The 12,332-nt window shown below is 43.8% G+C and carries 13 protein-coding genes and 3 tRNA genes; 10 read left to right on the top strand and 6 right to left on the bottom strand.

Going from position 1 to position 12,332, the window contains the following annotated elements:
• Positions 1–14: 14 nt before the first annotated feature.
• From L865_RS0105045 to ttcA, 9 genes are all read left to right on the top strand, one after another.
• Entirely contained in the window at positions 15–185 is a 171-nt protein-coding gene (locus L865_RS0105045) for a CcoQ/FixQ family Cbb3-type cytochrome c oxidase assembly chaperone (RefSeq protein ID WP_028772230.1), read from the top strand.
• The gene (ccoP, locus tag L865_RS0105050; RefSeq protein ID WP_028772231.1) at positions 185–1,141 is read left to right on the top strand and encodes a cytochrome-c oxidase, cbb3-type subunit III; all 957 of its coding nucleotides are present in this window, start codon (positions 185–187) and stop codon (positions 1,139–1,141) included. Before L865_RS0105045 ends, ccoP begins: the two co-directional genes overlap by 1 nt.
• Before the next feature lie 109 nt (positions 1,142–1,250).
• Complete coding sequence (locus L865_RS0105055) at positions 1,251–1,730, top strand: FixH family protein (protein ID WP_028772232.1); 480 nt, start codon at positions 1,251–1,253, stop codon at positions 1,728–1,730.
• Positions 1,731–1,737: 7 nt separating this feature from the next.
• Positions 1,738–4,128: a heavy metal translocating P-type ATPase gene (locus L865_RS0105060; RefSeq protein WP_028772233.1), complete on the top strand. Its 2,391-nt coding sequence runs from the start codon at positions 1,738–1,740 to the stop codon at positions 4,126–4,128.
• The gene (ccoS, locus tag L865_RS23180) at positions 4,125–4,316 is read left to right on the top strand and encodes a cbb3-type cytochrome oxidase assembly protein CcoS (protein WP_037470555.1); all 192 of its coding nucleotides are present in this window, start codon (positions 4,125–4,127) and stop codon (positions 4,314–4,316) included. The genes L865_RS0105060 and ccoS overlap by 4 nt, the downstream gene beginning before the upstream one ends.
• On the top strand, positions 4,313–5,005 hold the full coding sequence (locus tag L865_RS0105070) for a sulfite exporter TauE/SafE family protein (protein ID WP_028772234.1): 693 nt from the start codon (positions 4,313–4,315) through the stop codon (positions 5,003–5,005). Before ccoS ends, L865_RS0105070 begins: the two co-directional genes overlap by 4 nt.
• 55 nt (positions 5,006–5,060) lie before the next feature.
• Positions 5,061–5,810, top strand: a complete 750-nt coding sequence (etrA, locus tag L865_RS0105075; protein ID WP_028772235.1) for an electron transport transcriptional regulator EtrA — start codon at positions 5,061–5,063, stop codon at positions 5,808–5,810.
• Between the two features lie 92 nt (positions 5,811–5,902).
• Positions 5,903–6,835 carry a universal stress protein UspE gene (uspE, locus tag L865_RS0105080; RefSeq protein ID WP_028772236.1) on the top strand — a complete coding sequence of 311 codons (933 nt, stop codon included), beginning with the start codon at positions 5,903–5,905 and terminating at the stop codon, positions 6,833–6,835.
• Between the two features lie 74 nt (positions 6,836–6,909).
• Positions 6,910–7,869, top strand: coding sequence for a tRNA 2-thiocytidine(32) synthetase TtcA (gene ttcA / locus L865_RS0105085; protein WP_028772237.1), 960 nt, complete (start codon positions 6,910–6,912; stop codon positions 7,867–7,869).
• Positions 7,870–7,937: 68 nt separating this feature from the next.
• Here ttcA and L865_RS0105090 read toward each other — a convergent pair whose 3' ends face one another.
• Both L865_RS0105090 and L865_RS0105095 read right to left on the bottom strand, forming a co-directional pair.
• Entirely contained in the window at positions 7,938–8,567 is a 630-nt protein-coding gene (locus tag L865_RS0105090; RefSeq protein WP_028772238.1) for a DUF2987 domain-containing protein, read from the bottom strand.
• A complete protein-coding gene (locus L865_RS0105095; protein WP_028772239.1) occupies positions 8,545–9,369 on the bottom strand; it encodes a glucosaminidase domain-containing protein in 825 nt (274 codons plus the stop codon). Before L865_RS0105095 ends, L865_RS0105090 begins: the two co-directional genes overlap by 23 nt.
• Positions 9,370–9,529: 160 nt before the next feature.
• Between L865_RS0105095 and yvcK the strand changes: the two genes are divergently transcribed.
• Positions 9,530–10,426, top strand: a complete 897-nt coding sequence (gene yvcK / locus L865_RS0105100; protein WP_028772240.1) for a uridine diphosphate-N-acetylglucosamine-binding protein YvcK — start codon at positions 9,530–9,532, stop codon at positions 10,424–10,426.
• 83 nt (positions 10,427–10,509) lie between these two features.
• On the opposite strand, the gene L865_RS0105105 is transcribed toward yvcK, so the two are convergent.
• The 4 genes from L865_RS0105105 to L865_RS0105120 all read right to left on the bottom strand — a co-directional run bounded on the left by L865_RS0105105 (position 10,510) and on the right by L865_RS0105120 (position 12,286).
• A complete protein-coding gene (locus L865_RS0105105; protein ID WP_028772241.1) occupies positions 10,510–11,712 on the bottom strand; it encodes an amino acid aminotransferase in 1,203 nt (400 codons plus the stop codon).
• A 291-nt stretch (positions 11,713–12,003) separates the two neighbouring features.
• Positions 12,004–12,089, bottom strand: a tRNA-Leu gene (locus L865_RS0105110).
• A 38-nt stretch (positions 12,090–12,127) separates the two neighbouring features.
• A tRNA-Cys gene (locus L865_RS0105115) sits at positions 12,128–12,201 on the bottom strand.
• 9 nt (positions 12,202–12,210) lie between these two features.
• A tRNA-Gly gene (locus L865_RS0105120) sits at positions 12,211–12,286 on the bottom strand.
• Between the last annotated feature and the right edge of the window lie 46 nt (positions 12,287–12,332).

Consider the following 12,332-nt stretch of genomic DNA (forward strand, 5'->3'; position numbering starts at 1 on the left):
TTGGAGGCATAAATATGGATTACGGCACAGTACAAGGGATTATTACCATTGTTGTTATGGTGACGTTTGTCGGTATTTTTGCGTGGGCTTATAGCGCTCGTCGTAAAGATCAATTTGACGAAGCCGCTAACCTTGTTTTCTCTGATGAACAGAGCAAAAACAAGGACTCAGGAGAACATAAGTAATGAGTAGCTTCTGGAGTTTATGGATTACCATTTTGACCTTAGTGGTAATTGCAGGATGTTTCATCCTTTTAAAACTTGTCTCTAAAAACACCACAGGTGTTGAAGAAGGCAAGTCTATGGGTCATAGCTTTGATGGTATTGAAGAGATCAATAACCCGCTACCAAAGTGGTGGAGTTATATGTTCTACGTAACTATCGTCTTCGGTGTGGTTTACTTAGCGCTTTACCCTGGTTTAGGTAACTTCCAAGGTTTACTAGGTTGGACAAGTTCTAACCAAAGTATCCGTAACCTTGAAGAGTCTAAATTAGCGGTAGAAACTGCTGCTAAAGAAGGCCGCTGGGTGCAGTATGACCAAGAAGTAAAGAGCGCCGATGAAAAATTCGGTCCTATCTTCAAAGCCTATGCTGAAACACCGCTTGAAGAGTTGGTCAACAATGAAGAAGCATTAAAAGTAGGCGGACGTTTATTCCTACAAAACTGTGCGCAATGCCATGGCAGTGATGCCCGTGGTAGCACAGGCTTCCCTAACCTTACAGACGGTGACTGGTTATATGGTGGTGAGCTAGAAACCATCAAAGCCTCAATCATGAATGGTCGTCACGGTATGATGCCGCCAAAAGGTGGTTTACCGATTGAAGACAGTGAAATCAAAGGCCTAACTGAGTATGTACTTAAGTTATCTGGCCGCGACCACGATGAAGCCCTAGCCGCTCAAGGCCAAGGTTCATTCATGAAAGGTTGTTTCGCATGTCATGGTATGGACGGTACTGGTAACAAGATGATGGGCGCCCCTAACCTAACCAACAACATTTGGTTATACGGTGGCAGCCGCGGCGCAATTGAACACACGCTAATGCAAGGTCGTAGTGGCGTAATGCCAGCTTGGAAAGACATGCTAGGCGAAGAGAAGGTTCATGTTATCTCTGCGTACGTTTATAGCTTGTCAAACAAATAGTTACATCTAGTTAACAAAGAGGCCTCGATCGTATCGGGGCCTTTTTTTTAAGTGTCATCTCACACTTTTACATGTAAAATAGCGCTACTTCATCCTATAGGTATTGTTAATGAATCAACCTCAACCCTGGTATAAACAATTCTGGCCTTGGTTTCTCATCGTACTGCCACTAATTGCTGTTGTTGCTAGTTTTAATTTGCTCTATCTTGCGATTGAAAATCGTGATTCGTTAGTCTCTGAAGATTACTATAAAGATGGCAAAAGAATTAATATGGATTTGCGTGCAATCAAACAAGCTAAACAGCTTGGTATGCAATATGAATTGCTCGTTGATGATAACAAGTTAACCTTGACTCAACATGGCGGAGAAGCTTATCTCGCCGCGTTAACCGTGCAATTTTTTCATCCTACGATTAAAGAGAGAGACTTTAATCAAGTGGTTACCGCCGATGGTAATCAACAGTACCAAATCGCGCTAGAGCAACCCTTAACCGGCGCCTGGGATGTTCGCATTGAAGGTTTTGATAAGTCGTGGCGCATACAGAAACGATTAGAGATCCGTGACGACAGTCAGTATTGGTTAAACTAACCGTTTTATGAGTAATCCGAGCTGTTTCCATTGCGCAGAGCCGGTAACCACTGGCTCTCAATTTACGACGCTAATCGATAACCAAGCACAGTTGATGTGCTGCCCAGGCTGTCAGGCTGTTTCCCAGGCTATTATTGATTCCGGTCTGACAAACTATTACAAATATCGTACAGAGCCAGGCAGTAAACAAACGGCCCTTGTGCCAGAAGAGCTGAATCATTACAGCGCTTTTGACTTACCAGAAGTGCAACAAGACTTTGTCCATCAACAGGACCAACTCTCATCAACATCCTTAACAATAGATGGCATCACTTGTGCCGCCTGTGCTTGGTTGATAGAACACAAGCTTAAACATGTTGAAGGTGTGGCCAGCATAAAGGTCAACAGTACAACTGAACGGGCGCAAATCAAATGGGATAATAGCCAGATAAACCTCAGCGCCATACTTAGTCAAATTAGTGCCATTGGCTACCAAGCTTCCCCTTATCAAGTCGATGAACAAGAAAAGCAAAGTAAAGAAAACAGCCGCAAGTTTTTGCTAAGACTCGGACTCGCCGGCTTTGCCACCATGCAAGTCATGATGTTTGCCTTGGCCCTCTACTCTGAATATTTTACCGACTTGGAAGTTGAGTATCGCGACTATTTTCGTTGGGTAAGTATGATTTTTGCTGCGCCTGTGGTGTTTTATTCCGCGCAGCCATTCTATTTTAGTGCCATAAGAGGCATGCTTGCTGGACGTTTAAACATGGATGTCTCAGTATCAATTGCAATATGTGGCGCATACATAGCCAGTTGTATCGCAACGGTTCAAGGTACCGGAGAGGTGTATTTTGAGTCGGTATCCATGTTTACCTTCTTTTTATTACTCGGCCGCTACCTAGAGCAAAACGCACGCCAAAAAGCAGCAATGAGCGCCAATAACCTACACAAATTGGTGCCGGTAACCGCCAACATGGTGGATGACAGCGGTGTTGTTACTGAAATTCCCGCCAAACAACTCAAAGTAGGGATGCATGTTCTTGTTAAACCTGGTGATGCCATACCCGCTGATGGAGTCGTTGTAGAGGGCGAGACCGGCGTAAACGAAGCCATGTTAACAGGGGAGCAAACCCCAGTAATAAAGAACCTGACCAGCGAAGTCTATGCTGGCACCATTAACCTCGATCATCCACTCACTTTCACAGTGACAGCCGTTGGCCAAGATCAGCTGGTTAGCGAAATTATGCGTATGCAAGAAGAAGCGGCCAATAACAAGCCCAAAGTCGCTGAGTATATCGATACGATTTCGAATTATTTCACCTGGACAATTTTAGTCATTGCAGCGTTAACTTACCTGATCTGGCGTATCTATTGGCCAGAAGATGCATTTTGGGTGACATTATCAGTCTTGGTCGCGACATGCCCCTGTGCCCTCGCCTTAGCCACGCCAACGGCAGTGACCTGTGCTACAGGCTTGTTTACTCGCCTAGGGATTGTTGCTAAAAAGCCTGGGGTGTTCGAAAAGCTGCCCGCAATCAAACAAGTGGTGTTTGATAAAACTGGGACATTGACTTGCGGAGCCTTGACCATTGAGTCGATGCAGTCCTACCAGTCTTTAACCGACATTGAAGCCCTTAATATTGCCACCGCTCTTGAGTCACAATCGCTTCATCCACTGGCTGCGGCGTTTAACGGTGACAGCAGTAAGTTGATGGTAACCGAAGCTAAAAATTTACCTGGACTTGGCATAAGCGGCAAAGTGAATGGTTTGCAGTACACACTTGGCAGTGCCGCATTTTGTAATGTTGAGCAAACAAATCAAGTCAAGGATAAACAAACTGTTTATTTAGCTAATGATAGCGGTCTACTGGCACATTTTGTGGTAGTCGACCAACTCAGAGAAGATGCACTTAAAGCCGTTAATGAGCTGCGCCTGCAAGGCATTAGCACGAGTATCGCCAGTGGAGACAGCTCCGCTCATGTTAATCAAGTGGCCCAAGCGCTGAATATCTCGGACGTGCACAAGAATATGACACCTGCCGCCAAGCTAACCTTGATTCAGCAATACGATCAAACATCGCCAACGGCAATGTTTGGTGATGGGATTAATGACGCGCCAGTGCTCGCGGGGGCTAATTTGTCTATCGCGATGGGGAGCGGCGCCCATGTCACTAAAAACAGTGCCGATCTTGTGCTGTTAAGTAATCAACTGGCACGCTTTGCCGATGCGATAAAGATAGCCAAATTAACTCAACAGATCATTAAGCAGAATTTGTGGTGGGCGTTAGGATATAATCTGTTTATTATCCCATTAGCGGTGACTGGTCATGTTGTCCCCTATATTGCAGCCATCGGTATGTCAGCGAGCTCACTTATTGTCGTTGCCAATAGTCTTAGATTACTTAAGGTAAAATTATGAGCATCATTTATGTTTTGATTCCTATTGCTATGCTGTTCGTGTTGATCGCGGTGGGAATATTCTTCTGGGCAGTAAAATCAGAGCAATTTGATGACTTAGACAGACAAAGTGTGTCGATACTATTCGATGACGACATCAAACCTAGCACCCAAGACAAACACAAAGACAACGGCAAGAAATCGAGTTGAACGAGTACAGCTACACAGCGGCTTTTATTGTCGGTCTAATGGGCGCGGGACACTGCATGGGAATGTGTGGTGGAATAGTGGGAGCATTTTCTCAACAACTCCCCAAGGTGAGCCAGGGCAACGCACTCGCCCATAGACTTAGGTTCCTACTCGCTTATAACATCGGTCGAATTAGCAGTTATGGCGTAGCCGGCGCGCTTGTTGGCGGTTCAGCCAGCCTACTCGGCCTGTTGTTCGATATCGATGTTTATCTGCTGGTACTGAGGTTCATTGCAGGTGTGATGATGATCATAACCGGGCTTTATATCGCCCAAGTATGGTCTGGTGTCGTACAAATAGAACGTTTAGGTCAATGGATTTGGCGTTTTTTATCACCTATTGCGCAAAGGTTATTACCCATTCAATCGCCAATACAAGCAGGTGTAGCCGGTATTATTTGGGGATGGTTACCCTGTGGATTGGTTTATAGTACGCTAACTTGGGCAGTGGCAAGCAATTCTGCGCTACATGGCGCGGCTATTATGCTGTGTTTTGGTTTAGGAACCTTACCGGCCCTGCTTAGTGCCGGCTTAGCCGCAGATATGTTAAACAGATGGGTGCGCTCAAAATGGGTTAAATGGCTCAGCGGTAGTGCATTAGTAGCGTTTGGTTGCCATACTTTGTACATAGGTTTTGGCCAGCTAAACTAGCCCATATTATTAAATTAAGTTAACATATGGGTAATTGTGAAATTTGAGAGAGATTATGACAGACACCATTAAAAGTCGTCGTTCGGCTTCACCCGGATGCGCCATTCATTGTCATGACTGCAGTATGGGAACATTGTGTATTCCATTCACGTTGAATACCAACGAGCTAGATCAGCTTGATGATATTATCGAACGCAAAAAACCTATTCAAAAAGGTGAGCAAATATTCAAATCCGGTGACCCTCTCAAATCTCTCTACGCAATACGTTCTGGAACAATCAAAAGCTATACCATTACCGAGCAAGGTGATGAACAGATCACAGGATTTCATTTAGCTGGTGATGTAATAGGGTTTGATGGCATCCATTCTCAAATGCATCAGAGTTTTGCACAAGCGTTAGAGACCTCTATGGTGTGTGAAATCCCCTACACTACTTTAGATGACTTATCTGGCACTATGCCAAAGCTTAGACAGCAAATCATGCGCCTAATGAGCAATGAAATTCAATCTGACCAAGAGATGATTTTGTTACTCAGCAAAAAGAACGCCGAAGAGCGCCTAGCTGCGTTTATCAGTAACTTGGCAACACGATTCGGTAATCGAGGCTTTTCACCTAAAGAATTTAGATTAACCATGACACGTGGCGATATTGGTAATTATTTAGGTCTTACCGTTGAAACTATCAGTCGCTTATTAGGCCGCTTTCAAAAAGCGGAACTGATTGAGGTTAAAGGTAAATATATCACTATCGTTGACTTTGAGTCCTTGTCTAAATTATCAGGAAACAATAAGATAGGTCGGTAACCTAGTTTGTCAGGGCAAATTTGATCTAACACAAAGCAATTTGCCCCGATTGGCTCATTATTAAGTTATCGCATCACTTAAAGGAGTAAGCTATGAAGGACTATCAAAAGATCCTTGTGGTAGTAGATCCAACTAATGATAAGCAGTCGGCCATTGCACGTGCCGTTGAATTAGCCTCAAAAAATAACGCCAAAATCACCGTATTTTTATCCATTTTCGACTTCTCCTATGAGATGACCTCGATTCTCTCCGGTCAAGAGCGCGAAGCAATGCGTCAAGGTGTGATCGCACAGCGTCAAGCATGGCTACAAGAAGTATTATCAGACTATCAACAAAACGGTGTTGATATTGAAAGTGAAGTGATTTGGCATAACCGCCCTTACGAAAGCATTATTTTGCATGCTATTGAAGGTCAGTATGATCTTATCGTTAAAGGTACACACGAGCACGACAAACTTAAATCTGTCATCTTTACCCCCACCGACTGGCATTTAATGCGCAAAGCGCCAGTACCTGTCTTATTAGTCAAAGAGCATGATTGGCCAGTGCAAGGGAAAATCCTGTGTGCGGTTAACATTGCTAGTGAAGATGATGATCATCAAGCACTAAATGGCATCATTATCAATCACGCACTGGATTTAGCCAAAAAGTTTGATGCACAAGTGCACCTCGTTAATGGTTACCCAGGCACACCCGTCAATTTGGCTATAGAATTACCGGATTTTGATGCACATACCTATAGTGAGACTATTCGTATGCAGCACGAACAACGAGTCACTTACCTTGCAAATAGCTATGGTATCGAAGCTGATTTTTGTCACGTCAAAGAAGGACTACCAGAGGATGTAATTCCTGAGGTGGCCGCACACCTAGACGCTGAACTAGTCATATTAGGCACCGTTGGCCGTACTGGGTTTTCAGCGGCATTGATTGGTAACACCGCCGAGCATGTCATTGACAGTATTAACTGTGATTTATTAGCAATTAAACCCGAAGGCTATCGTTCACCTCTCGAAGAGAGTTAATTTAGTTACTTCTTTGCTAACAATTAATACGCTATACTACGCGCCCTGATTTTGAGTCTCTAGGCGCGTTTTTTATGTCTGATAACCAACAAACTTTATCTAAAAAGCAAATTACCCGATTAAACAAGCTGCAAAAGAAGTTACGCCGTGAAGTGGGCAGTGCTATCGCTGATTATGGCATGATTGAAGATGGCGATAGGGTAATGTGTTGTTTGTCTGGTGGTAAAGATAGTTACGCCATGTTGGACATCCTCGTCAATCTGCAGCAACGTGCGCCTATTAACTTTGAAATCGTGGCAGTAAACTTAGATCAAAAGCAACCTGGTTTCCCTGAAGATATTTTGCCCGCTTACCTTGATACGCTGAACGTGCCTTACCACATTCTTGAAAAAGACACTTATTCCATTGTTAAGGATAAGATTCCAGAAGGTAAAACCACTTGTTCGCTATGTAGTCGTTTGCGCCGTGGTACCTTGTATGGGTTTGCACAGCAAATTAAAGCCACCAAGATTGCATTAGGTCATCATCGTGATGACATAGTGGAAACCTTGTTCTTAAATATGTTTTTCGCGGGTAAGCAAAAAGCCATGCCACCTAAGTTATTATCAGATGATGGTGCTAACGTGGTTATTCGCCCCCTTGCCTATTGCAGAGAAAAGGATATTGCTGAGTACGCAGAGCTGAAAGCGTTTCCTATCATTCCTTGTAATCTATGCGGTTCTCAAGAGAATTTAAAACGCCAAGCAGTAAAAGATATGCTCAAAAGCTGGGATAAAGAATATCCTGGCCGCATTGAAACCATCTTTACCGCAATGCAGAACACTGCCCCTTCGCAAGGTGTTGACCGAAACCAGTTTGATTTCAAAAGTTTAAAGCAAGATCCTAGTGCACCGAAATCAGGTGATGTCGCTGAAGCTGAGCTACCAGCTTTCGATTTTCTAGATATTGCCAACAGTGGACATATCGATTTAGATGCTGCCGCCAATGTTAAACCGGAACACAAAATCGATATTGTCAGCACTTATCAGCCCTAGTTTGATCGCTTTGCTGTGATCCTGTCAGCCTGTAGACTGACGCAATAAAAAAGGCCTAACGGCCTTTTTTATTCTGTGCCCGTCCACGGACTAACAACCAATGGCTGCTCGCTGAAGCTAATATCGCCTAACTCCGTAATAGCCTGGGTTGAAAGACGATACACACCTTGCACTCTATGCTCGATACCATCGGTGGTTACCATCACTTGTTTATCATTGGCGAACTCGAAATTGATACCATTGGTTGATTCACTGAAGTAACGCATAGGAAAGCCCTGCATCGATTTCAATAAGCTATTCATCTGCTCATCAATTTCAACGACTTCGCTACCCTTATATTGTGTTTTGGTTTGCTTCGCCCTGATCTGCATTGCAATGCCACAACTGCTGCCATCACCCTGCATATCAAGATTGATCACTGCCCTATCTGACTTTAAGGCGCCATCATAAGGGATATAAAGGCGCTGATTATCGCTGATAGTCAATGGAAATTGCTCTTTCTCAGTCGTAATAGAGCCGCCAAGTACTACACACTCTTTTGTCTTTGGCACACTAAACGCTATTTCAATAAGCGGGTAATGACCTTTATTAACCTGTTTTAATCGCTGATAGAAACCTTGATATTCTAAAGAGATTGGCGCCGCTTGAGTTACGCCACACGCCATAATAAGGCAACTAAACAGAAGGCCTTTTTGCATCATTGTCCACCAAATATTTTTTGTTATGTCTGAGCATTTCGAGTAGTTCATCTATATAGGCCTCTTGTCGCTCAGAATAATGAATGAGACCGTAAACTAATTTTGTTGCTTCGGGTTGCTTGTTCTGTGCACGAAGGTCGGCACGTATTGAACGTAACAGCGAATAGGCAGCGTTAGAATTAAGATTACGCAAATATGACGCGACGGAGTCCTCTACACTATCAAACACTGCAACTTCATGACTCATACCCGCCGTCCGAGACTGGGGTACCAAGCCGCATCCCTTTCTAAAACACCATTGCCCGAAGAAGTTTAAACCTTGCTTGGCAAAACGAGAACTCCCCCAACCGGTTTCGTTCGCCGCCTGGATGAGTACCATATCTTCAGGGATGATATCAACGCGTTCTAAAAGTTGGGTTAAGGTATTTTGATTGATTGAACGCATCGCCAATTGGTATTTACTGGCTAACCCTTCTATTCTAAAACGCTCAGCTTCGGTTAAATTTTGCTGCTCTAGGTGCTGTAAAGACTGTTTTAAAAACTGCCTTTCATCAGCAATAATTGCATTTTGATGACGAATAGCCGGACGCAAGTAATTGAAAAAAGCTTGCTTCTTTTCCGACACATCTTTTATTGCATTGAAATCAGGAATTTTACTCGTAGGCAGTTGATTCTCTACTACCTTGCCTTTGGCTGTAGTACCGTCTTCTACTTGGTGAATCAACACTGCGCGACTCGTTAACAGCGCAATTGTGACTAAGCCAAGTGACACGACTAACTTACCTACTCTACCTGTCTTCAAATCGCCACCCTTAATTCTATTATGAGTCTGGATTATATACTGAAACAAGGCACCAGTGCGAGCAAAGCGCCGTAAAGCTAAAGCAACATTTTCTTGGTAACCATGCATTAATCTCAGGTATAATTGCCGCCCAACTCGCAAAGATTTTACATGTTGCTTTATGCCTCAGAAAATAATCAGTCAATTTGACCATATTGTCGCCATCGGTGGCGGACATGGATTAGGTCGCGTACTCGCAGCATTAAATTTTCTTGGTCCTAAACTGACTGGCATTGTCGCTACGACTGATAATGGTGGTTCGACAGGAAGACTTAGGCAATCACAAGATTGCATTGCCTGGGGTGACTTACGGTATTGCTTGTCACAGTTAGTTGCCCAACCTTCCGTTGGCTCTTTGTTGTTTGATTACCGCTACGGCGGCAGTAGCGAGCTTACCGGTCATAACTTAGGCAACCTTATGTTATTGGCCCTTGATCAACTGTGTGTTCGGCCGCTAGAAGCCGTGAATTTGATACGCCAAATGCTTAATATCGACTGCCAACTTATCCCGATGTCCGAGCAACCTACCCATCTTGTGGCTATTGCCGGCGCTGGCGATAAAGTTTATGGCGAAGTAGAAGTTGATGACATGAATCAACCACCAGCGGCTTTAGCTTTAGAGCCACAAGTTGAATCGACTAATGAAGCTGTTAGTGCGCTCAAGTGCTCAGATCTGATTATTTTAGGCCCTGGTAGCTTCTTAACTAGTGTCATGCCACCGCTGCTATTGCAAGACATCGCTACCGCCATAAATCAAACAAACGCGCCAATCATTTATATTGATAATCTGACTCAAGAGCCAACATCAGCGGCCAACTTTAGTTTGGATAAACGTCTACAATGGTTTCAGCAAGTGCTCAATGGTAAGCCAATTGACGCGGTTTTACGCCATGGTCCTCAAAGCTATATTGACGGTAATATTTACACCACACCACTAATTAGCCAAGAGCATTTAGCTATGCACGACAAGCAAGCGCTTGTTGCCGCATTGGCCAATATCATGGCTAATATGGAATAAAAAAGGAGCCGTTAGGCTCCTTTTTGTTGTTAGTAATACTGTACTAATCGTGATTGTAGACTTACATCTATCGCCGCTTAAGCTTATGAGTTAGCAAGTACAGTTGCTATCGCTTTACAAATAACAGGCATATTAGATTTAGTCATGCCGGCAACACTGATACGACCGCTACCCACAATATAAACACCGTGGTCAACTTTAAGCTGATTAACCTGATCTTTTGTTAAACCAGAGAAACTAAACATGCCATTTTGATCATTAATAAAATCAAAATTCTGTTCAACACCACAAGCTTTTAGGCTTTCAACAAACAGGCCGCGCATCTGTGCAATTCGCTCGCGCATCTGCTGCAACTCTTGTTGCCATAGTTCACTCAGCGCTTCGTCAGCTAGAATAGTGCTTACAATAAGCGCACCATGGGCTGGGGGATTAGAATAATTTGCGCGAATCGTGCTTTTTACTTGGCTAAAAGCTTTGTTTGCAATTTCCGAAGATTCAGCAACTAAAGTCACCGCCCCAATGCGTTCATTGTATAAACCAAAGTTCTTAGAGAAAGAGTTAGCAACCAATAACTCAGGGACAATGTTAGCGACGATACGCAAGCCCTGTGCATCTTCTTCAACACCAGCACCAAACCCCTGATAGGCAAAATCAAACAGCGGTACTAATTGCTTATCCAAGCACAGCTTGGCGATAGCTTCCCATTGTTGTGAGTTAAGATCGATACCAGTTGGGTTATGACAGCAGCCATGGAGTAACACCAAATCACCCGCGTTTGCGGTATTTAAATCCGCACACATGGCGTCAAAGTCCATGTCATGGGTCTCTGGGCGATAATAGCCATATTGCTTAACCGCTAAATTCGCCGAGTTAAAAATATTATTGTGGTTAGCCCAGGTTGGGTTACTGACCCAAATGGTTTGAGCTGCGGTATTTTTTACCAAAAATTCTGCGGCTACCCTTAACGAACCCGTTCCACCTGGTGCTTGTGCCGTCGCGGCGCGTTTCTTTACTACGACATCGTGAGACTTGCCAAACAAGAGTGTTTGTACCGCTTGGTTATATGCTTGAACGCCATCTATTCCCAAGTAGCTTTTACTTGTTTCGCTATCAAGTAATTTTTCTTCTGCAAGTTTAACCGACTTCAAAATAGGTGTTGCACCCGACTCATCCTTATAAATCCCAACTCCTAAGTTGACCTTCTCTGCGCGAGGATCAGCTTTGAATGCATCAGTAAGGCCCAAGATGGGGTCGGCACTTGCCTGCTCTACCTGGTTAAATATCATGGTTTTGTCCTGAAAAATAAGCGTATATGTAGGGTTCGATGCTAGTTATACCAAAGTCAGTCAAGGCTTCATAGCGACTTTGCCACAAAGTGAAAAAAATAGTCATTGAACTAGCGATTATGAATTTTATGGGGATTTTTATGACAAATTGTCAATATATAGCAGTGTTTACTGCTCATCATTCAACTAACAAAGCAGATTAGTATAGCGTTCTAAAATATTGTGTAATTAATGCGTTTGCAGATACAAAAAAGCCCCAACATATGTTGAGGCTTTTTTGTCATCGAATGATGGTACCCGAGGCCGGACTTGAACCGGCACGCTTATTCAGCGAGGGATTTTAAATCCCTTGTGTCTACCAATTCCACCACTCGGGCAAAGTGTGTTTTACCGCTTACGCACTAAAACATTAAAGTGGAGGCGCGACCCGGAGTCGAACCGAGATCGACGGATTTGCAATCCGCAGCATAGCCATTCTGCCATCGCGCCTTAGTAGATTGGAGCGACATATCGGGTTCGAACCGATGACCTATACCTTGGCAAGGTATCGCTCTACCAACTGAGCTAATGTCGCAGGCCATTTCTATCTTTGCAATCAGTGTTCTGCTAGAAGCTTTCCC

Origin of the sequence: Shewanella waksmanii ATCC BAA-643 (genome assembly GCF_000518805.1) — a bacterium.
GTDB classification, from domain to species: Bacteria; Pseudomonadota; Gammaproteobacteria; order Enterobacterales; family Shewanellaceae; genus Shewanella; species Shewanella waksmanii.

Bases quoted from the DNA above. Each gene is read 5' to 3' on its own strand.
- L865_RS0105045 (WP_028772230.1), top strand. From the start codon at position 15: ATGGATTACGGCACAGTACAAGGGATTATTACCATTGTTGTTATGGTG.
- ccoP (WP_028772231.1), top strand. From the start codon at position 185: ATGAGTAGCTTCTGGAGTTTATGGATTACCATTTTGACCTTAGTGGTA.
- L865_RS0105055 (WP_028772232.1), top strand. From the start codon at position 1,251: ATGAATCAACCTCAACCCTGGTATAAACAATTCTGGCCTTGGTTTCTC.
- L865_RS0105060 (WP_028772233.1), top strand. From the start codon at position 1,738: ATGAGTAATCCGAGCTGTTTCCATTGCGCAGAGCCGGTAACCACTGGC.
- ccoS (WP_037470555.1), top strand. From the start codon at position 4,125: ATGAGCATCATTTATGTTTTGATTCCTATTGCTATGCTGTTCGTGTTG.
- etrA (WP_028772235.1), top strand. From the start codon at position 5,061: ATGACAGACACCATTAAAAGTCGTCGTTCGGCTTCACCCGGATGCGCC.
- uspE (WP_028772236.1), top strand. From the start codon at position 5,903: ATGAAGGACTATCAAAAGATCCTTGTGGTAGTAGATCCAACTAATGAT.
- ttcA (WP_028772237.1), top strand. From the start codon at position 6,910: ATGTCTGATAACCAACAAACTTTATCTAAAAAGCAAATTACCCGATTA.
- L865_RS0105090 (WP_028772238.1), bottom strand. From the start codon at position 8,567: ATGCAAAAAGGCCTTCTGTTTAGTTGCCTTATTATGGCGTGTGGCGTA.
- yvcK (WP_028772240.1), top strand. From the start codon at position 9,530: ATGCCTCAGAAAATAATCAGTCAATTTGACCATATTGTCGCCATCGGT.
- L865_RS0105105 (WP_028772241.1), bottom strand. From the start codon at position 11,712: ATGATATTTAACCAGGTAGAGCAGGCAAGTGCCGACCCCATCTTGGGC.